The 18696-nt window shown below is 62.1% G+C and carries 18 protein-coding genes; 16 read left to right on the top strand and 2 right to left on the bottom strand.

The window, feature by feature from the left end; all coding sequences use genetic code 11:
- Window positions 1-2 precede the first annotated feature (2 nt).
- From rplO to bfr, 10 genes are all read left to right on the top strand, one after another.
- A complete protein-coding gene (rplO, locus tag QMX96_RS17400; protein WP_010220318.1) occupies window positions 3-437 on the top strand; it encodes a 50S ribosomal protein L15 in 435 nt (144 codons plus the stop codon).
- Entirely contained in the window at window positions 438-1769 is a 1332-nt protein-coding gene (gene secY / locus QMX96_RS17395; protein WP_043861925.1) for a preprotein translocase subunit SecY, read from the top strand.
- Window positions 1770-1797: 28 nt separating this feature from the next.
- Entirely contained in the window at window positions 1798-1914 is a 117-nt protein-coding gene (gene rpmJ, locus QMX96_RS17390; RefSeq protein WP_002555468.1) for a 50S ribosomal protein L36, read from the top strand.
- Window positions 1915-2045: 131 nt separating this feature from the next.
- Window positions 2046-2402, top strand: coding sequence for a 30S ribosomal protein S13 (gene rpsM / locus QMX96_RS17385; protein ID WP_043861924.1), 357 nt, complete (start codon window positions 2046-2048; stop codon window positions 2400-2402).
- A gap of 30 nt (window positions 2403-2432) precedes the next feature.
- Window positions 2433-2822, top strand: a complete 390-nt coding sequence (gene rpsK, locus QMX96_RS17380) for a 30S ribosomal protein S11 (RefSeq protein ID WP_002555466.1) — start codon at window positions 2433-2435, stop codon at window positions 2820-2822.
- A 15-nt stretch (window positions 2823-2837) separates the two neighbouring features.
- A complete protein-coding gene (gene rpsD, locus QMX96_RS17375; protein ID WP_043861923.1) occupies window positions 2838-3458 on the top strand; it encodes a 30S ribosomal protein S4 in 621 nt (206 codons plus the stop codon).
- Between the two features lie 22 nt (window positions 3459-3480).
- Entirely contained in the window at window positions 3481-4482 is a 1002-nt protein-coding gene (gene rpoA / locus QMX96_RS17370; protein WP_003186012.1) for a DNA-directed RNA polymerase subunit alpha, read from the top strand.
- Window positions 4483-4525: 43 nt separating this feature from the next.
- Complete coding sequence (gene rplQ, locus QMX96_RS17365) at window positions 4526-4912, top strand: 50S ribosomal protein L17 (protein ID WP_002555463.1); 387 nt, start codon at window positions 4526-4528, stop codon at window positions 4910-4912.
- Window positions 4913-5087: 175 nt separating this feature from the next.
- Window positions 5088-6536: a catalase gene (locus QMX96_RS17360; protein WP_282362096.1), complete on the top strand. Its 1449-nt coding sequence runs from the start codon at window positions 5088-5090 to the stop codon at window positions 6534-6536.
- A 155-nt stretch (window positions 6537-6691) separates the two neighbouring features.
- Window positions 6692-7156 carry a bacterioferritin gene (bfr, locus tag QMX96_RS17355; protein WP_043861921.1) on the top strand — a complete coding sequence of 155 codons (465 nt, stop codon included), beginning with the start codon at window positions 6692-6694 and terminating at the stop codon, window positions 7154-7156.
- Window positions 7157-7255: 99 nt separating this feature from the next.
- On the opposite strand, the gene uvrA is transcribed toward bfr, so the two are convergent.
- Entirely contained in the window at window positions 7256-10090 is a 2835-nt protein-coding gene (gene uvrA / locus QMX96_RS17350) for an excinuclease ABC subunit UvrA (protein ID WP_043861920.1), read from the bottom strand.
- A gap of 129 nt (window positions 10091-10219) precedes the next feature.
- Here uvrA and QMX96_RS17345 point away from each other — a divergent pair, with 129 nt between their 5' ends.
- Complete coding sequence (locus QMX96_RS17345) at window positions 10220-11614, top strand: MFS transporter (RefSeq protein WP_054916437.1); 1395 nt, start codon at window positions 10220-10222, stop codon at window positions 11612-11614.
- A 9-nt stretch (window positions 11615-11623) separates the two neighbouring features.
- The gene (locus QMX96_RS17340) at window positions 11624-12139 is read left to right on the top strand and encodes a single-stranded DNA-binding protein (RefSeq protein ID WP_043861918.1); all 516 of its coding nucleotides are present in this window, start codon (window positions 11624-11626) and stop codon (window positions 12137-12139) included.
- A gap of 174 nt (window positions 12140-12313) precedes the next feature.
- On the opposite strand, the gene QMX96_RS17335 is transcribed toward QMX96_RS17340, so the two are convergent.
- Window positions 12314-12886 (bottom strand): hypothetical protein, encoded by a 573-nt coding sequence (locus QMX96_RS17335; protein WP_052504272.1) that lies wholly within the window; start codon window positions 12884-12886, stop codon window positions 12314-12316.
- Between the two features lie 193 nt (window positions 12887-13079).
- On the opposite strand from QMX96_RS17335, the gene fdnG reads away from it, so the two are divergent.
- From fdnG to fdhE, 4 genes are read left to right on the top strand one after another with little or no spacing between them, the layout of a single operon-like run.
- Window positions 13080-16145, top strand: coding sequence for a formate dehydrogenase-N subunit alpha (fdnG, locus tag QMX96_RS17330; protein WP_282362095.1), 3066 nt, complete (start codon window positions 13080-13082; stop codon window positions 16143-16145).
- Window positions 16145-17092 (top strand): formate dehydrogenase subunit beta, encoded by a 948-nt coding sequence (gene fdxH / locus QMX96_RS17325; RefSeq protein WP_043861915.1) that lies wholly within the window; start codon window positions 16145-16147, stop codon window positions 17090-17092. The genes fdnG and fdxH overlap by 1 nt, the downstream gene beginning before the upstream one ends.
- Complete coding sequence (locus QMX96_RS17320; RefSeq protein WP_088514373.1) at window positions 17089-17742, top strand: formate dehydrogenase subunit gamma; 654 nt, start codon at window positions 17089-17091, stop codon at window positions 17740-17742. The genes fdxH and QMX96_RS17320 overlap by 4 nt, the downstream gene beginning before the upstream one ends.
- Entirely contained in the window at window positions 17739-18659 is a 921-nt protein-coding gene (fdhE, locus tag QMX96_RS17315) for a formate dehydrogenase accessory protein FdhE (RefSeq protein ID WP_210014652.1), read from the top strand. Before QMX96_RS17320 ends, fdhE begins: the two co-directional genes overlap by 4 nt.
- Window positions 18660-18696: the final 37 nt, after the last annotated feature.

Raw genomic sequence — 18696 nt, 5'->3', positions numbered from 1 at the left:
CGATGAAACTCAATGATCTGAGTCCAGCGCCGGGTTCCCGTCGCGAGAAGCATCGTCCGGGTCGTGGTATCGGTAGTGGTTTGGGCAAGACCGGTGGCCGCGGCCACAAAGGTCAGACCTCCCGCTCCGGTGGCACCATCGCTCCAGGCTTTGAAGGCGGTCAACAGCCGCTGCACCGTCGTCTGCCGAAATTCGGCTTCGTTTCCCTGAAAGCCATGGACCGCGCAGAAGTGCGTCTGTCCGAGCTGGCCAAAGTGGAAGGCGACGTTGTCACCGTGCAATCCTTGAAGGATGCCAACGTGATTAACCAAAACGTACAGCGTGTGAAAATCATGCTGTCCGGCGAAGTTACTCGCGCGGTCACCATCAAGGGTATCGCAGCCACCAAAGGTGCGCGTGCGGCTATCGAAGCAGCTGGCGGCAAGTTCGAGGAATAAATGGCTAAGCAAGGTGCTCTCTCTTCGCTCGGTAAAGGCGGGATGTCTGAACTTTGGGCTCGTCTGCGTTTTCTGTTTCTGGCGATCATCGTCTATCGGATAGGCGCACACATCCCAGTTCCAGGCATCAACCCGGACCGGCTGGCGGAACTGTTTCGACAGAATGAGGGGACCATTCTTAGCTTGTTCAACATGTTTTCCGGCGGCGCGCTGGAACGGATGAGCATCTTTGCACTGGGGATCATGCCGTACATTTCGGCATCGATCATCATGCAGCTGATGACCGCCGTCAGCCCGCAGCTGGAGCAGTTGAAGAAGGAAGGTGAAGCTGGCCGTCGCAAGATCAGCCAGTACACCCGCTACGGCACCGTTATCCTGGCGCTGGTCCAGGCTGTTGGCATGTCCATCGGCCTGGCCGGTCAGGGTGTAGCGTTTTCTGCTGACTTTGGCTTCCATTTCGTCGCGGTCTCCACATTTGTGGCGGGTGCGATGTTCATGATGTGGCTGGGTGAGCAAATCACGGAGCGCGGTGTAGGCAACGGTATCTCGATGTTGATTTTCGCAGGTATCGTCGCCGGTCTTCCGAGAGCAATCGGGCAGTCTTTCGAGTCTGCACGTACGGGCGATATCAACATTTTCGCTCTGGTCGCTATCGGTTTGCTGGCAGTAGCGATTATCGGTTTTGTGGTGTTCATTGAGCGTGGTCAGCGTCGAATCGCCGTTCACTACGCCAAGCGTCAGCAGGGCCGCAAGGTCTTCGCTGCGCAGACTAGCCACTTGCCGCTGAAGGTGAACATGGCCGGGGTCATCCCAGCCATCTTCGCAAGCAGCATTTTGCTGTTCCCGGCTTCGCTGGGTGCCTGGTTTGGTCAGTCTGAAGGTATGGGCTGGCTGCAGGACATCTCGCAGTCGATCGCTCCTGGTCAGCCGTTGAATATTCTGCTGTTTAGTGCAGGGATTATTTTCTTCTGCTTCTTCTATACGGCGTTGATGTTCAATCCGAAAGACGTAGCGGAAAACCTGAAGAAGTCCGGTGCCTTTATTCCGGGCATCCGTCCAGGCGAGCAGTCGGCGCGCTACATTGATGGCGTTCTGACCCGCTTGACCATGTTCGGTGCTCTTTATATGACGGCCGTGTGTCTGTTGCCCCAGTTCCTGGTGGTAGCGGCAAACGTTCCGTTCTACCTTGGCGGGACCTCGTTGCTGATTGTGGTAGTGGTTGTGATGGACTTCATGTCCCAAGTACAATCGCACCTCGTTTCGCACCAGTACGAATCCCTGATGAAGAAAGCCAACCTGAAAGGCTACGGTGGCAGCGGAATGCTGCGCTGAGAGACCCTTAAGGTTCGAGGAGTTGGTGATGAAAGTTCGTGCATCGGTGAAAAAGCTGTGCCGTAACTGCAAAATTATTCGCCGCGAAGGTGTTGTGCGAGTGATTTGCAGCGCGGAACCACGTCACAAGCAGCGCCAAGGCTGAGTGTGATCTGTGCTTCAAACCCAGCAGCTAGTGCGCTGCTGGGTTGATTATTTGTTTCTACAGCGATATTATCTCGCGCCCTATTTCTTGGCTTCCGGGGCGTAGGTAGCTGTCAATTGGAGTCCCACTGAATGGCCCGTATTGCAGGCGTTAACATTCCAGATAACAAGCACACTGTTATCTCGCTGACCTACATCTATGGTGTCGGTCGCACAACTGCACAGAAAATCTGTGCAGACACTGGGGTCAACCCAGCCGTGAAGATCAAAGATCTGAGCGACGAGCAGATTGAACAGCTGCGTAGCGAAGTTGCGAAGTTCACCACTGAAGGTGACCTGCGTCGCGACATCAACATGAAAATCAAGCGGTTGATGGACCTGGGTTGCTACCGCGGCCTGCGTCATCGTCGGGGTCTGCCAGTACGCGGTCAGCGTACCAAGACCAACGCGCGTACCCGTAAAGGTCCGCGTAAGCCGATCCGCAAGTAATCGCACCAGCGAATCGACAGGAATATAGACATGGCAAAACCTGCTGCTCGTCCTCGTAAAAAAGTTAAAAAGACAGTGGTTGATGGCATCGCCCACATCCATGCGTCCTTTAACAACACCATCGTGACCATTACCGATCGTCAAGGTAACGCCCTGTCCTGGGCTACCTCCGGCGGTTCGGGTTTCCGCGGTTCCCGCAAGTCCACCCCGTTCGCTGCTCAAGTAGCTGCTGAGCGTGCTGGTCAAGCTGCGCTGGAATATGGTCTGAAGAACCTCGACGTCAACGTCAAGGGTCCAGGTCCAGGTCGTGAGTCCGCTGTTCGTGCTCTGAACGGCTGTGGCTACAAGATCGCCAGCATCACCGACGTGACGCCAATCCCGCATAACGGGTGCCGTCCGCCGAAGAAGCGCCGCGTGTAATCAGGAGACAGATAAATGGCACGTTACATTGGTCCAAAATGCAAACTGTCTCGTCGTGAAGGCACCGATCTGTTCCTGAAGAGCGGCGTTCGCGCTCTGGAATCGAAGTGCAACATCGAAGCAGCCCCAGGTATTCACGGTCAGCGCCGCGGTCGTCAGTCCGACTACGGCACCCAGCTGCGTGAAAAGCAAAAAGTCCGTCGTATCTACGGCGTGCTCGAGCGTCAGTTCAGCGGTTACTACAAGCAAGCGGCCTCCTCGAAGGGCGCTACTGGTGAGAACCTGCTGCAACTGCTCGAATGCCGTCTGGATAACGTCGTTTATCGTATGGGCTTTGGCGCTACTCGTGCCGAATCCCGTCAGCTGGTTTCGCACAAAGCGATCAGCGTTAACGGCAAGACTGTAAACGTTCCGTCCTACCAAGTTCGTCCGGGTGACGTGGTCGCGGTTCGCGAGAAGTCGCTGAACCAGCTGCGCATTGTTCAAGCCCTTGAACTGTGCGCCCAGCGTGGCCGCGTTGAGTGGGTAGATGTAGACACCGCGAAGAAGTCGGGCGTTTTCAAGAACGTTCCTGCTCGCAGTGATCTGTCTGCCGACATCAACGAAAGCCTGATTGTCGAGCTCTACTCCAAGTAAGGGCTAGAAAATAGGTGCATCCATGCAGATTTCGGTAAATGAGTTCCTGACGCCCCGCCACATCGATGTGCAGGTCGTCAGTCCAACCCGCGCTAAAATCACTCTCGAGCCTCTCGAGCGTGGTTTTGGCCATACCCTGGGCAACGCGCTGCGCCGCATCCTGTTGTCCTCCATGCCTGGCTGTGCAGTAGTCGAGGCCGAGATCGACGGTGTACTCCACGAGTACTCCGCCATCGAAGGTGTTCAGGAAGACGTCATTGAAATCCTGTTGAACCTGAAAGGCCTGGCTATCAAACTGCACGGTCGTGACGAAGTTACGCTGACCTTGTCGAAGAAGGGTTCGGGGGTGGTTACCGCTGCCGATATTCAGCTGGATCATGATGTCGAGATCGTTAACCCCGATCACGTAATCGCTAACCTGGCGTCCAATGGCGCCTTGAACATGAAGCTCACCGTAGCTCGTGGTCGTGGTTATGAACCGGCCGATTCGCGTCAGAGCGATGAAGACGAAAGCCGCAGCATTGGTCGCTTGCAGCTCGACTCTTCGTTCAGCCCGGTTCGCCGTATCGCATACGTGGTGGAAAACGCCCGTGTCGAGCAGCGTACTAACCTGGACAAGCTGGTTATTGATCTGGAAACCAACGGTACTCTGGATCCTGAAGAGGCAATCCGTCGTGCTGCAACCATCCTGCAACAGCAGTTGGCTGCATTCGTCGACCTCAAGGGTGACAGCGAACCAGTGGTAGTCGAACAGGAAGACGAGATCGATCCGATCCTGCTTCGTCCGGTTGACGATCTGGAATTGACCGTGCGTTCGGCCAACTGCCTTAAGGCGGAGAACATTTACTACATCGGCGACCTGATTCAGCGTACCGAAGTAGAACTGTTGAAGACTCCGAACCTGGGCAAGAAATCCTTGACCGAAATCAAGGACGTTCTGGCCTCCCGTGGTCTGTCCCTCGGCATGCGCCTCGACAACTGGCCGCCTGCAAGTCTTAAGAAGGACGACAAGGCGACTGCCTGATCGTCGTAATCACCGAACGTAGTGTTTGGTAAGGAATGAACCCATGCGTCATCGTAAAAGTGGACGTCACCTGAGCCGTACCAGCTCTCACCGTAAGGCCATGTTCCAGAACATGGCGGTGTCGCTGTTCGAGCACGAGCTGATCAAAACTACTCTGCCAAAAGCCAAGGAACTGCGCCGCGTTGCCGAGCCGCTGATCACCCTGGCCAAGGAAGACAGCGTTGCTAACCGTCGTCTGGCTTTCGACCGTACCCGTTCGAAAGAAATCGTCGGTAAGCTGTTCAACGATCTGGGCAAGCGCTATGCCACCCGTCAGGGCGGCTACCTGCGTATCCTCAAGTGCGGTTTCCGCGCTGGCGATAACGCACCTATGGCGTACGTCGAGCTGGTTGATCGTCCTGTTGGTGGCTCGGTTGAAGCTGCTGAGTAAGGCGAACAGTCTGTAACAAGGAACCGGGCCCAGTGCCCGGTTTTTTGTTTCTGCGTGAATTGAAATAATCTATTGATCTCAGTCATGTAATGAATTTGATGGTGTCATGTTCCTGGTCGATACTTCTGCCTACGCCGATTAGCCGGCCGCAAAAGTCTGATTAAGGAGAGAGTGCATGAGCCAGAACAAAACGCTGACCACCGCCAGTGGCGCGCCGGTCGCCGACAACCAGAACTCGCGTTCGGCAGGCCCGCGGGGTCCGTTGTTGCTGGAAGACTTCCACCTGATTGAAAAGCTTGCGCACTTCAACCGCGAGAACATCCCTGAGCGCCGTGTACACGCCAAGGGGTCGGGTGCCTATGGCACGTTCACCGTCAGCCGTGATATCACCCAGTACACCTGCGCCAAGCTGTTCAGCAGCGTCGGCAAGCAGACCGAGACCTTCCTGCGTTTCTCCACAGTGGGTGGCGAGCGGGGTTCGGCCGATACCGAGCGTGACCCTCGCGGTTTTGCACTCAAGTTCTACACCGAGGAAGGCAACTGGGACATCGTGGGCAACAACACGCCGGTGTTCTTCATCCGTGATCCGTTGAAGTTCCCGGACTTCATCCACACCCAGAAGCGCCTGCCTCAAAGCAACCTGAAAAGCCCGCAGATGATGTGGGACTTCTGGTCGCATTCGCCCGAATCGCTGCACCAGGTCACCATCCTGTTCTCCGACCGCGGCATCCCGGACGGCTACCGTCACATGCACGGTTTTGGCAGCCACACCTACAGCCTGATCAACGCACAGGGCCAGCGTACCTGGGTCAAGTGGCACTTCAAGACCAAGCAGGGCATCAAGAACCTGGCGCCTGCCGAGGCGGCCCGCCTGGCCGGTACCGACCCGGATTACGCCCAGCGCGACCTGTTCGAAGCAATCGAGCGCGGTGACTTCCCGAAATGGAGCGTGTGCATCCAGGTAATGAGCGAAGCCGAGGCCGCCAGCCGTGCCGAGAACCCGTTCGACGTGACCAAGACCTGGTCGCAGAAGGACTATCCGCTGATCGAGGTGGGCGAACTGGAGCTCAACCGCAACCCGCTCAACTACTTTGCCGAAGTCGAGCAGGCCGCGTTCGGCCCCAGCAACATGATCCCGGGTGTGGGGCTGTCGCCAGACCGCATGCTGCAGGGCCGCGTATTCGCCTACGCAGACGCTCACCGTTACCGTGTGGGTACCAACCACCAGCAACTGCCGGTAAACGCCCCACGCAGCCCGGTGAACAGCTACCAGCGCGATGGTTCGATGGCCTTTGGCAGCAACGGCGGCGCGGCGCCCAACTACGAGCCCAACAGCTACGCCGACGCACCCAAGCAGGCCCCGCAGTACGCTGAGCCTGCACTGGCCCTCGGTGGCGCAGCAGACCGTTACGATCATCGTGAAGACACCGACTACTACAGCCACGCCGGTGCGCTGTTCCGCCTGATGAACAATGAGCAGAAGGCCCTGCTGATCGCCAACATCGCCGGCACCATGGCCAGCGTCTCGCGCGATGTGGTGGAGCGTCAGCTGCAGCACTTCTTCAAGGCCGATCCGGCCTACGGAGGGGGAATCGCAAAGGCATTGGGTCTCAATCTGGCCTAAGTCGAAGTGATAAGAAGAACCGCCCTCATCTGGGCGGTTTTTCAATGCAATTGACTACTGTTTACCCACTTTTTTAGCGGTTTTAGCGCAATTTGCAGTGACCTTACAGTCATCCTGGTTCAAACTATGGCTTTCACACAGGGAGAGTCAGGGCAATGCAAGGTCACCCGGACGTAATCGATTATCTCAACACGTTGCTGACGGGCGAACTGGCGGCACGTGACCAATACTTCATCCACTCGCGCATGTACGAAGACTGGGGCTTCAGCAAGCTCTACGAGCGTATCAACCACGAGATGGAAGAAGAGGCACAACACGCCGACGCCCTGATGCGCCGCATTCTCATGCTCGAAGGCACCCCGCGCATGCGCCCGGACGACCTGGACATCGGTACCACCGTGCCCGAGATGATCGCCGCCGACCTGCGCCTTGAGTACAAGGTGCGCGCTGCGCTGTGCAAAGGCATCGAGCTGTGCGAGCTGCACAAGGACTACGTCAGCCGTGACATCCTGCGCGTGCAGTTGGCCGACACCGAAGAAGATCACACCTACTGGCTGGAGAAGCAGCAGGGTCTGATCAAGTCGCTGGGCCTGGAGAACTACCTGCAATCGCAGATGTAATCCGCCGCGCAACGAAAAAGGCCATCGGGGCGTACCCGATGGCCTTTTTTTGTGCCCGCATGCCGCTGTGCAGGAGCCGGCAAGGCCGGCTCCTGCAGTTCAGGCCCGGTCGCGCGCCAGCAGCGGCTTGAGGTAATACCCCGTGTGCGACTGCTTCATCTCGGCCAGCTCCTCCGGCGTGCCGCAGGCGATGATCTGTCCGCCCTTGGAGCCGCCTTCCGGCCCAAGGTCCACCAGCCAGTCGGCGGTCTTGATCACGTCCAGGTTGTGCTCGATCACCACCACGGTGTTGCCGTGGTCACGCAGGCGATGCAGCACGTCCAGCAGTTGCTGGATATCGGCAAAGTGCAGGCCAGTGGTCGGCTCATCGAGGATGTACAGCGTCTTGCCCGTATCGCGCTTGGACAGCTCGCGTGACAGCTTGACCCGCTGCGCCTCACCACCGGACAGGGTGGTCGCCGACTGGCCCAGCTTGATGTACGACAGGCCCACGTCCATCAGCGTCTGCAGCTTGCGCGCCAGTGCCGGCACCGCATCGAAGAACTCGCGGGCTTCCTCGATGGTCATTTCCAGCACCTCGTGGATGTTCTTGCCCTTGTACTTGATCTCCAGCGTTTCGCGGTTGTAACGCTTGCTCTTGCACACGTCGCACGGCACGTAGATGTCGGGCAGGAAGTGCATCTCGACCTTGATCAGGCCATCGCCCTGGCACGCCTCGCAGCGCCCGCCCTTGACGTTGAACGAGAAACGCCCTGGCCCGTAGCCGCGCGAGCGCGACTCCGGCACGCCGCTGAACAGCTCGCGGATCGGCGTGAACAGCCCGGTGTAGGTTGCCGGGTTGGAGCGCGGTGTACGCCCGATCGGGCTCTGGTCGATGTCCACCACCTTGTCCAGGTGCTGCAGGCCATCGCAGCTGTCGTGGGCCGCAGCTTCCAGCGTGCTGGCACCGTTGAGCGCGGTTGCCGCCAGTGGGAACAGGGTGTTGTTGATCAGCGTCGACTTGCCCGAACCGGACACGCCGGTCACGCAGGTCAGCAGGCCGATCGGGATCTCCAGGTCGACGTTCTGCAGGTTGTTGCCGCGTGCGCCCTTGAGTTTGAGCGACAGCTTCTTGTTGCGCGGGGTGCGCTTGGCCGGCACGGCGATCTTCACGCGGCCCGACAGGTACTTGCCGGTCAGCGAGTCCGGGTGCGCCATCACCTCGGCCGGGGTGCCCTCGGCCACGATCTGGCCGCCATGCACGCCCGCGCCCGGGCCGATATCCACCACGTAGTCGGCCATGCGGATGGCGTCCTCGTCGTGCTCCACCACGATCACCGTGTTGCCGATGTCGCGCAGGTGGTTGAGGGTGCCCAGCAGGCGATCGTTGTCGCGCTGGTGCAGGCCGATGGATGGCTCGTCGAGAATGTACATCACCCCCACCAGGCCGGCGCCGATCTGGCTGGCCAGGCGGATACGCTGGGCCTCGCCGCCCGACAGGGTATCGGCGCTGCGATCCAGCGTCAGGTAGTCCAGGCCCACGTTCACCAGAAACTGCAGGCGTTCGCAGATTTCCTTGAGGATCTTGTCGGCGATCTCGCCACGGCGCCCGGTCAGCTTGAGGCCGCCGAAGTAGTCGCTGGCATCGCCGATCGGAAGGTTGGTAACCGCCGGCAGGGTCTTCTCGCCCACCCACACATGGCGCGCCTCGCGGCGCAGGCGGGTGCCGCGGCAGTCGGGGCAGGGCTGGGTGCTGAGGAACTTGGCCAGCTCTTCACGCACGGTGGCCGATTCGGTCTCGCGGTAGCGCCGCTCCAGGTTCGGCACGATGCCCTCGAAGGGGTGCGAGCGCTTGACGATATCGCCCCGGTCGTTGAGGTACTTGAAGTCGACGTTGTGCTTGCCACTGCCGTTCAGGATCACCTTCTGCTGGTCGGCCGGCAGCTCGTTGAACGGCACCTCCAGGCTGAACCCGTAATGCGCGGCCAGCGAGCCGAGCATCTGGAAGTAATACACATTGCGCCGGTCCCAGCCGCGAATCGCGCCCTCGGCCAGGGTCAGCTCGCCGTTGACCAGGCGCTTGATGTCGAAGAACTGCTTCACGCCCAGGCCGTCGCAGGTCGGGCAGGCGCCGGCCGGGTTGTTGAAGGAGAACAGCTTGGGCTCCAGCTCGCTGATCGCGTGGCCGCAGATCGGGCAGGCGAAGCGCGCCGAGAAGATCATCTCTTCACCCGGCTCGTCGTCCATCGGCGCCACCAGGGCGATGCCATCGGCCAGCTTAAGGGCTGTTTCGAACGATTCGGCCAGGCGCTGCTGCAGGTCGTCGCGCACCTTGAAGCGGTCGACCACCACATCGATGCTGTGCTTCTTCTGCTTGTCGAGCTTGGGCAACTCGTCCAGCTCGTACAGCTTGCCGTTGACCCGTGCGCGCACGAAGCCCTGGGCACGCAGCTCTTCGAACACCGCCAGGTGCTCGCCCTTGCGCTCGCGAATCACCGGAGCCAGCAGCATCAGCTTGCTGCCCTCGGGCTGCGCCAGCACCAGGTCGACCATCTGGCTGACAGTCTGGGCTTCGAGCGGGATGTCGTGGTCGGGGCAGCGTGGGGTGCCCACACGGGCATACAGCAGGCGCAGGTAATCGTAGATCTCGGTGATGGTGCCCACGGTCGAGCGCGGGTTGTGCGAGGTCGACTTCTGCTCGATCGAGATGGCCGGTGACAGCCCCTCGATGGTGTCGACGTCTGGCTTTTCCATCATCGACAGGAACTGGCGGGCATACGCCGACAGCGATTCCACGTAGCGGCGCTGGCCTTCGGCATACAGGGTGTCGAACGCCAGCGATGACTTGCCGGACCCGGACAGACCGGTGATGACGATCAGTTTGTCCCGGGGCAGGGTCAGGTCGATGTTCTTAAGGTTGTGGGTACGTGCCCCACGTATCAGGATCTTGTCCACTGCGGCCTCGCTTGGCGGGCATAAACGGAGGAGTATACGGCGCGCTGCCACCACGCGGCAAAGCGTCGCGTATATGCCGTTAACCGATCCGACTGGTAGAATCGCCGCCGGTTCACACGAGGTTTATCCATGCACGATCCCCACAGCGAACGCATGAGCGGCAGCGAGACCCGCGCCGCAGGCGGCCTGGCCCTGGTGTTCGCCTTCCGTATGCTGGGCATGTTCATGGTGCTGCCGGTACTGGCCACCTATGGCATGGACCTGGCGGGCGCCACGCCGGCGCTCATCGGCCTGGCCATCGGTGCCTATGGCCTGACCCAGGCCGTATTGCAGATTCCGTTCGGGGTCATTTCCGACCGCATCGGCCGTCGGCCGGTGATCTACCTGGGGCTGGTGATCTTTGCCCTGGGCAGCGTGCTGGCAGCGCAGGCCGACTCGATCTGGGGCGTGATCGCCGGGCGCATCCTGCAGGGTGCGGGCGCCATCTCCGCGGCAGTCATGGCGTTGCTCTCGGACCTCACCCGCGAACAGCACCGCACCAAGGCCATGGCCATGATCGGCATGAGCATCGGCCTGTCGTTCGCCGTGGCGATGGTCGTGGGGCCACTGGTAACGCGGGCCTTCGGCCTGTCGGGGTTGTTCCTGGCCACCGCAGCGATGGCGGTGGTGGGCATCGGCCTGATCGCCTTCGTGGTTCCGGCCTCCAACGGCCCGCTGGCGCATCGCGAGTCGGGCGTGGCCAAGCAGGCCCTGGGGCCGACCCTGCGTCACCCCGACCTGCTGCGCCTGGACGTCGGCATCTTCGTGCTGCACGCCATCCTCATGGCCAGCTTCGTCGCCTTGCCGCTGGCGTTCGTGGAGCGTGGCGGGTTGCCGAAAGAGGAGCACTGGTGGGTCTACCTCACCGCCTTGCTGGTTTCATTCTTCGCAATGATTCCGTTCATCATCTACGGTGAAAAAAAGCGCAAGATGAAACGTGTCCTGCTGGGCGCGGTCAGTGTGCTCATGCTCACAGAGCTGTTTTTCTGGGAGCTGGGCAACAGCCTGCAGTCACTGGTGATCGGCACGGTGATCTTCTTCACCGCCTTCAACCTGCTCGAAGCCTCGTTGCCTTCGCTGATCAGCAAGGTGTCGCCGGCCGGTGGCAAGGGCACGGCGATGGGGGTGTATTCCACCAGCCAGTTCCTGGGGGCGGCGCTGGGCGGGATCATGGGTGGCTGGTTGTTCCAGCATGGCGGCTTGAGCGTGGTTTTCCTGGGGTGCGCAGGCCTCTGTGCCCTTTGGTTGGCCATAGCTGTTACTATGCGCGAACCACCTTACGTGACGAGCCTGCGCTTGCCGTTGTCGCCAGAAGCGATGCGCGAAGCGGGCTTGACCGAGCGCCTCAAGGCCGTGCCGGGTGTGACCGACGCAGTGGTGGTGGCAGAGGAAGCCGCCATCTATATCAAACTGGATACACAAATTTTGGATCGTACGGCCCTGGAGCTGCTGGTAAACCCGGCGCCCGCGGCGTGCCAAGCCTAGGAGAACGTTATGGCCCGTGGGGTTAACAAAGTCATTTTGGTCGGCACTTGCGGCCAGGACCCTGAAGTTCGCCACCTGCCCAACGGCAACGCGGTGACCAACCTCAGCCTGGCCACCAGCGAGCAGTGGACCGACAAGCAGACCGGCCAGAAGGTCGAGCGTACCGAGTGGCACCGTGTGTCGATGTTCGGCAAGGTTGCCGAGATTGCCGGCGAGTACCTGCGCAAGGGTTCGCAGGTGTACATCGAGGGCAAGCTGCAGACCCGCGAGTGGGAAAAGGACGGCATCAAGCGTTACACCACCGAGATCATCGTCGACATGCAGGGCACCATGCAGCTGCTGGGTGGTCGTCCGCAGAACCAGGACGGTTCGCAGCAGGGTGGCAACAACTACAACCAGGCCCCACGTCAGCAGGCGCCTCAGCAGCGTCCGCAGCAGGCCCCTCAGCAGCGCCCTGCGCCGCAACAGCCTGCGCCGCAGCCGGCTGCCGACTTCGACAGCTTCGATGACGACATCCCGTTCTGAGCCCTGGCCAACGCCGCGCTTCAAGACAAACGCCCGATGCGCTGCATCGGGCGTTTTGCGTTCTGGGGAAACCTCGGTGGGCGGTGGCCCTGACACGCTTGCGATGTTCAGCGCACGTGCGGGCCTCGCGGTACCTCTAGCGGGCCGCCAGGAGGTGAAGCGGCCCGTGAGCACTCACGCCGCGGCCACGCCTTGGCCCACCAGCCCGGCCAGTGCATTGAGCATCGGTGCGCGATACTCCACGTCCTTCTCGTTCCAGTACACATGACCGGCTGGCAGGTCGACATTGAAGAAGCTTTCGTAGTAGCTGCCTGGCGCCGAATCCGAACGGTCGTTGCCGAACACCTTCAGGCGCACCGCACCCGCTTCAAGCCCGGTGTCCGCCTGGTGCAGCGCAATCACGCTGAAGCGCTCGCCGACCGCCCCGGGGCCATCGACCAGCTCGATTTCATACAGCTGTGCCAGCGCCTCGATGAACCGCTCGGTCTCCAGGCCCAGCGACGAGATCTCGAGCCCGTCGCTGTAGAAGTGCGCCTGTATCACGTTCATCTCGCCATCGAACCCCGGCTGCACGTCGCGCCGCAGCCGCGCCCGCACACCCACCGAGTGCCCGGCGAACGCGGCACGCAGGTCAAAGTGGTAGTGCACGTCATCCTGCATCAGGTGCTGCACCTGAAACACGCAGTCCACAAAACCTTCTTCGCCAAACTGCTCCAGCAGCGGCAACCCGTTCTTGTCCAATTGCATCATGCAGTCCCTTGGCGATGGTGGTCAGGCTGGCGATTATGCACCCGTTGCGCGCATCGATAATCCGTTTTAATGGTGCTTGGCCCGATCTTGGCTAGAGTGAATATTGACGACCACCCAGTGGCCGCCACCGTGACTGTTCACGAGACGCCGGCAATGCTCCGCGCGTCCACCACCTGATCAGGAGTGCACGATGGATCTCAACCGTCGGCAATTTTTCAAGGTCGCCGCCATCGGCCTTGGAGGTTCGAGCCTGGCGGCGCTGGGCATGGCCCCCGCGCCGGCCTTCGCCGAACAGATACGCCACTTCAAGCTGGCCCGCACCAAGGAAACCCGCAACACCTGCCCCTACTGCTCGGTCGGCTGCGGCCTGATCCTGTACAGCCAGGGCGATGCGGGCAAGAACGTGGCGCAGAGCATCATCCACGTCGAAGGCGACGCCGATCACCCGGTCAACCGCGGCACCCTGTGCCCCAAAGGTGCAGGCCTGCTGGACTTTATCCACAGCCCCAGCCGCCTGCAGTACCCGCAGGTGCGCAAGCCGGGCAGCAACGAGTGGACGCGCGTCAGCTGGGATGAGGCCATGGACCGAGTGGCCGAGCTGGTCAAGGCCGACCGCGACGCCAACTTCATCGAGAAGAACGCCCAGGGCCAGACCGTCAACCGCTGGCTCAGCACCGGGTTCCTCGCGGCCTCGGCGGCTTCCAGCGAAGCCGGCTACCTGACCCACAAGGTCATTCGCAGTTTGGGCATGCTGGGGTTCGACAACCAGGCGCGTGTCTGACACGGCCCGACGGTGGCAAGTCTTGCCCCGACGTACGGCCGTGGTGCCATGACCAATCACTGGACCGATATCGCCAACGCGAACCTGATCCTGGTGATGGGCGGCAACGCAGCAGAAGCGCACCCGTGCGGTTTCAAATGGGTGACCGAAGCCAAGGCGCACAACCAGGCGCGGCTGATCGTGGTCGACCCACGGTTTACCCGTACCGCCTCGGTGGCCGATTACTACGCGCCGATTCGCACCGGCAGCGACATCGCCTTCATGGGCGGCCTGATCAACTATCTGCTCAGCACTGACCAGATCCAGCACGAGTACGTGCGCAACTACACCGACGTGTCGTTCATCGTCAAAGCCGGCTTCGGCTTCGAGGACGGGCTGTTCAGTGGCTACGATGCGGCCAAGCGTACCTATGCCGACAAGTCCGGCTGGGGCTACGAACTGGGTGAAGACGGTTTCGCCAAGGTCGACCCGACCCTGCAGGACCCGCGCTGCGTCTACCAGCTGATGAAGCAGCACTACAGCCGCTACACCCCGGAGCTCGCCAGCATGACCTGCGGCATGCCCCAGGCCAGCATGCAGAAGATCTGGGAAGAGATCGCCACCTGCTCCACACCCGGCAAGACCATGACCATCCTCTATGCCCTGGGCTGGACCCAGCATTCGATCGGCGCGCAGATCATCCGCAGCGCGGCGATGGTGCAACTGCTGCTGGGCAACGTCGGCATGCCGGGTGGCGGGGTCAACGCCCTGCGCGGGCACTCCAACATCCAGGGCCTGACCGACCTGGGCCTGCTGTCCAACTCCTTGCCGGGCTACCTGACCCTGCCCGGTGATGCCGAGCAGGACTACGACGGCTACATCGCCAAACGCGCCCTCAAGCCGCTGCGCCCAGGGCAGCTGTCGTACTGGCAGAACTACGGCAAGTTCCACGTCAGTCTGATGAAGGCCTGGTATGGCGCCAACGCCACTGCCGAGAACCACTGGGGCTACGATTGGCTGCCCAAGCTCGACATCCCAGGCTACGACGTGCTCAAGATGTTCGACATGATGGGCAGGGGCGAGGTGCACGGCTACATGTGCCAGGGCTTCAACCCGATTGCCGCGCTGCCCGACAAGAACCGCGTCACTGCCGCGCTCAGCAAGCTCAAGTGGCTGGTGGTGATGGACCCGCTGGCCACCGAAACCTCGGAGTTCTGGCGCAACGCAGGGCCGTACAACGACGTCAGCACGGCCGACATCGCCACCGAGGTCATCCGCCTGCCCACCACCTGCTTCGCCGAGGAGGACGGTTCGCTGGTCAACAGCAGCCGTTGGCTGCAGTGGCACTGGAAGGGCGCCGACGGCCCGGGTGAAACCCGTACCGACGTGCGCATCATGAGCGACCTGTTCCTGCGCCTGCGTGAACGCTACCGCGCCGAGGGTGGCGCGTTTGCCGAACCGCTGCTCAACCTCAGCTGGCCGTACAAGGTCGCCGATGAACCCTCCCCCGAAGAGCTGGCCAGGGAGCTCAATGGCATGGCCGTGACCGATCAGGTCGATGCCACCGGCGCCGCGCTCAAGGGCGGCCAGCAACTGTCGGGGTTCGCCCAGCTCAAGGACGATGGCAGTACCGCGTCCGGCTGCTGGATCTTCTGCGGCAGCTGGACCGAGCAGGGCAACCAGATGGCTCGGCGCGACAACAGCGACCCGTATGGCATGAAGCAGAACCTGGGCTGGGCCTGGGCCTGGCCGATGAACCGGCGAATCCTCTACAACCGTGCCTCGGCCACCCCGCAAGGCCAGCCCTGGGACCCGAAAAAACGCCTGGTATGGTGGAACGGCAAGGCCTGGACCGGCACCGACACCCCGGACTACAAGGCCGACGTGCCCCCTGAGGCGGGCATGAACCCGTTCATCATGAACCCCGAAGGGGTGGCCCGGTTCTTCGCCGTCGACAAGATGGCCGAAGGCCCGTTCCCCGAGCACTACGAACCCTTCGAGACGCCGATCGGGATCAACCCGCTGCACCCCACCAACAAGAAGGCCACCAGCAACCCGGCCGGACGCATCTTCGACTCGGTGTGGGACACCCTCGGCCAGGCCAAGGACTACCCCTACGCGGCCACCACCTACCGGCTGACCGAGCACTTTCACTTCTGGAGCAAGCATGCGCGCCTGAACGCCATCGCCCAGCCCGAGCAGTTCGTCGAGATCGGTGAAGTGCTGGCGCAGCAGAAGGGTATCCAGGCCGGCGACCGGGTGCGGGTGAGCTGCAAGCGTGGGCATATCGAGGCGGTGGCGGTCGTCACCAAGCGGATTCGTCCGCTGCAGGTCAACAACCAGACCGTGCACCAGGTCGGTATCCCGCTGCACTGGGGCTTCACCGGGCTGACGCGGCATGGCTACCTGACCAACACCCTGGTGCCGTTCCTCGGCGATGGCAATACACAGACCCCGGAATCGAAGTCGTTCCTGGTCAACGTGGAGAAAATCTGATGGCCAGCCAAGACATCATTGCCCGTTCGGCCACCACCACGCTGCCCCCCTCGGTGCGCCAGCAGGAGCAGGTCGCCAAGCTGATCGACACCACCAAGTGCATCGGCTGCAAGGCCTGCCAGGTGGCGTGTTCGGAATGGAACGAGCTGCGCGACGAGGTGGGTCACAACCACGGCACCTATGACAACCCGCAGGACCTCAGTGCTGAAAGCTGGACGCTGATGCGCTTCACCGAGCACGAGACCGCCGACGGCAACCTGGAGTGGCTGATCCGCAAGGACGGCTGCATGCACTGCGCCGACCCCGGCTGCCTCAAGGCCTGTCCCAGCCCGGGGGCGATCATCAAGCACGCCAACGGCATCGTCGACTTCAACCAGGACCACTGCATCGGCTGCGGCTACTGCATCACCGGCTGCCCGTTCAACATCCCGCGCATCTCGCAGAAGGACCACAAGGCCTACAAGTGCACCCTGTGTTCCGACCGCGTGGCCGTGGGGCTGGAGCCGGCCTGCGTGAAGACCTGTCCCACCGGCGCCATCGTGTTCGGCAGCAAGACCGACATGCAGGAGCACGCCGCCGAACGCATCGTCGACCTCAAGTCGCGGGGCTTCGAGCATGCCGGCCTGTACGACCCGGACGGCGTGGGTGGCACCCATGTGATGTACGTGCTGCACCACGCCGACACGCCGCGCGTGTACGCGGGGCTGCCCGACAACCCGGTGATCAGCCCGCTGGTCGGGCTGTGGAAGGGCGTGAGCAAACCGCTGGCGCTGCTGGCCATGGGTGCGGCGGTGCTGGCCGGGTTCTTCCACTACGTGCGCATCGGCCCGCAGCGGGTCGAGGAAGAGGATGACGAGCATCCTGACACCAGCGTGCATCAGGTCGACCCGTCGGTGCATGTGTATGACCCGGGCAAGCCCACCGCACCAGGGGAGCAACGGCCATGAAGCACAAGCCGATACTGCGTTACACCGCCAACGAGCGCACCAACCACTGGCTGGTGGCGATCCTGTTCTTCATGGCGGCACTGTCGGGGCTGGCGCTGTTTCACCCGGCGCTGTTCTGGCTCAGCCACCTGTTCGGCGGCGGGCCGTGGACGCGCATCCTGCACCCGTTCATGGGCGTGCTGATGTTCGTGCTGTTCCTGGGGCTGGTGCTGCGCTTCTGGCGGGCCAACTTCATCACCGCCACCGACCGGCAGTGGCTGCGCCGGGTCGACCGGGTGATCCGCAACGAGGAGGAGGGCGTACCACCGGTGGGCAAGTACAACGCCGGGCAGAAGCTGCTGTTCTGGACCCTGCTGGCGTGCATGCTGGTGCTGCTGGTGAGTGGCGTGGTGATCTGGCGTGCCTACTTCAGCGCGTACTTCGGTATCGACACCATTCGCCTGGCCACCCTGCTGCATGCCCTGGCCGGCTTCGTGCTGGTGCTGAGCATCATCGTGCACATCTATGCCGGCATCTGGATCAAGGGCTCGGTCAGCGCCATGCTGCATGGCTGGGTCAGCCGCGCGTGGGCGCGCAAGCACCATGCGCTATGGTACCGGGAGGTCACTCGGGACGAGCGGCCCGACACGCACAAAGGAGCCAAGCCTTGAGTACCGTGATGGAACCCGATCAGATCCAGGCGTCGGCCAGTTCGCCGCCGTTTCTGCACCCGCCACCGCCCCAGCTGTTTGCGCTGCGTGCCGAACGCCTCGACCTGCTGGCCGAGGGGCATGCGCTGGGCGACTACCTGCGCTTCGTGGCCGGGTTGTGCCGCGTGCAGCAGGGGTTGCTGGACAACCCGCCGGCAGCGGCCATGCCCGACCCGCAGCGCCTGCAGCTGTGCGTGACCCACGGCCTGGCGCCACTGGCCGCCGACAGCCTGGTGCGCGAGGGCGCCTGGCAGGGCTGGCTGGATGCCCTGTTGCAACGCTACGAGGCGTCTTCGCCGCTGGCGCATCAGGCCCAGACGCAATTGCGCGAGGCCGGGGCAGGGCAGCGCATGGTGTGGGCGCTGGCACTGCTGGGCGGGCAGTACAGCGCGGTGCCGGCGGCGCTGGTGCCGTTTCTGGGGGCCGCGCTGCAGGCGGCGTGGAGCCATTGGCTGCTGGCCATGCCCGGCGTCGAACTCAAGCCCGGCGACAGCCTGGGGCAGTGCCCGGCATGTGGTTCGCCGGCGATGGCGGGGGTAATCCGCCACCGCGGCAAGTACAACGGCCTGCGCTACCTGGTGTGTGCGTTGTGTGCCTGTGAATGGCATGCAGTGCGGGTCAAGTGCGTGTATTGCGAGCAAAGCAAGGGCTTGCAGTACTTCAGCCTGGAGGATGACCGCCATGTCGCCGGGCAGGCGCCGTTGCGGGCCGAATGCTGCCCCGAATGCCACAGTTACCTGAAGCTGGTCTACCTTGAAAGCGATGCGCAATCGGAGGCCCTGTCGGCAGACCTGGCCAGCCTGGCACTGGACATGCGCCTGGATCAGGAGGGCTACCAGCGCCTGGCGCCGAACCTGTTGCTGGCCCCGGGCCTGTAGGGCCGGCCTTGCGCGAAGGGCGCACTACACTGTGGGA

The organism is Pseudomonas sp. PS01300 (assembly GCF_029960155.1).
Classification (GTDB): domain Bacteria; phylum Pseudomonadota; class Gammaproteobacteria; order Pseudomonadales; family Pseudomonadaceae; genus Aquipseudomonas; species Aquipseudomonas palmensis.
Note: the sequence above shows the minus strand (reverse complement) of the source record. Positions and strands in the feature narration are given on the sequence as shown.

What these genes read in the sequence shown, in the direction of transcription:
- rplO (WP_010220318.1), top strand. Translation starts at nt 3, where the DNA reads ATGAAACTCAATGATCTGAGTCCAGCGCCGGGTTCCCGTCGCGAGAAG.
- secY (WP_043861925.1), top strand. Translation starts at nt 438, where the DNA reads ATGGCTAAGCAAGGTGCTCTCTCTTCGCTCGGTAAAGGCGGGATGTCT.
- rpmJ (WP_002555468.1), top strand. Translation starts at nt 1,798, where the DNA reads ATGAAAGTTCGTGCATCGGTGAAAAAGCTGTGCCGTAACTGCAAAATT.
- rpsM (WP_043861924.1), top strand. Translation starts at nt 2,046, where the DNA reads ATGGCCCGTATTGCAGGCGTTAACATTCCAGATAACAAGCACACTGTT.
- rpsK (WP_002555466.1), top strand. Translation starts at nt 2,433, where the DNA reads ATGGCAAAACCTGCTGCTCGTCCTCGTAAAAAAGTTAAAAAGACAGTG.
- rpsD (WP_043861923.1), top strand. Translation starts at nt 2,838, where the DNA reads ATGGCACGTTACATTGGTCCAAAATGCAAACTGTCTCGTCGTGAAGGC.
- rpoA (WP_003186012.1), top strand. Translation starts at nt 3,481, where the DNA reads ATGCAGATTTCGGTAAATGAGTTCCTGACGCCCCGCCACATCGATGTG.
- rplQ (WP_002555463.1), top strand. Translation starts at nt 4,526, where the DNA reads ATGCGTCATCGTAAAAGTGGACGTCACCTGAGCCGTACCAGCTCTCAC.
- QMX96_RS17360 (WP_282362096.1), top strand. Translation starts at nt 5,088, where the DNA reads ATGAGCCAGAACAAAACGCTGACCACCGCCAGTGGCGCGCCGGTCGCC.
- bfr (WP_043861921.1), top strand. Translation starts at nt 6,692, where the DNA reads ATGCAAGGTCACCCGGACGTAATCGATTATCTCAACACGTTGCTGACG.
- QMX96_RS17345 (WP_054916437.1), top strand. Translation starts at nt 10,220, where the DNA reads ATGCACGATCCCCACAGCGAACGCATGAGCGGCAGCGAGACCCGCGCC.
- QMX96_RS17340 (WP_043861918.1), top strand. Translation starts at nt 11,624, where the DNA reads ATGGCCCGTGGGGTTAACAAAGTCATTTTGGTCGGCACTTGCGGCCAG.
- QMX96_RS17335 (WP_052504272.1), bottom strand. Translation starts at nt 12,886, where the DNA reads ATGCAATTGGACAAGAACGGGTTGCCGCTGCTGGAGCAGTTTGGCGAA.
- fdxH (WP_043861915.1), top strand. Translation starts at nt 16,145, where the DNA reads ATGGCCAGCCAAGACATCATTGCCCGTTCGGCCACCACCACGCTGCCC.
- QMX96_RS17320 (WP_088514373.1), top strand. Translation starts at nt 17,089, where the DNA reads ATGAAGCACAAGCCGATACTGCGTTACACCGCCAACGAGCGCACCAAC.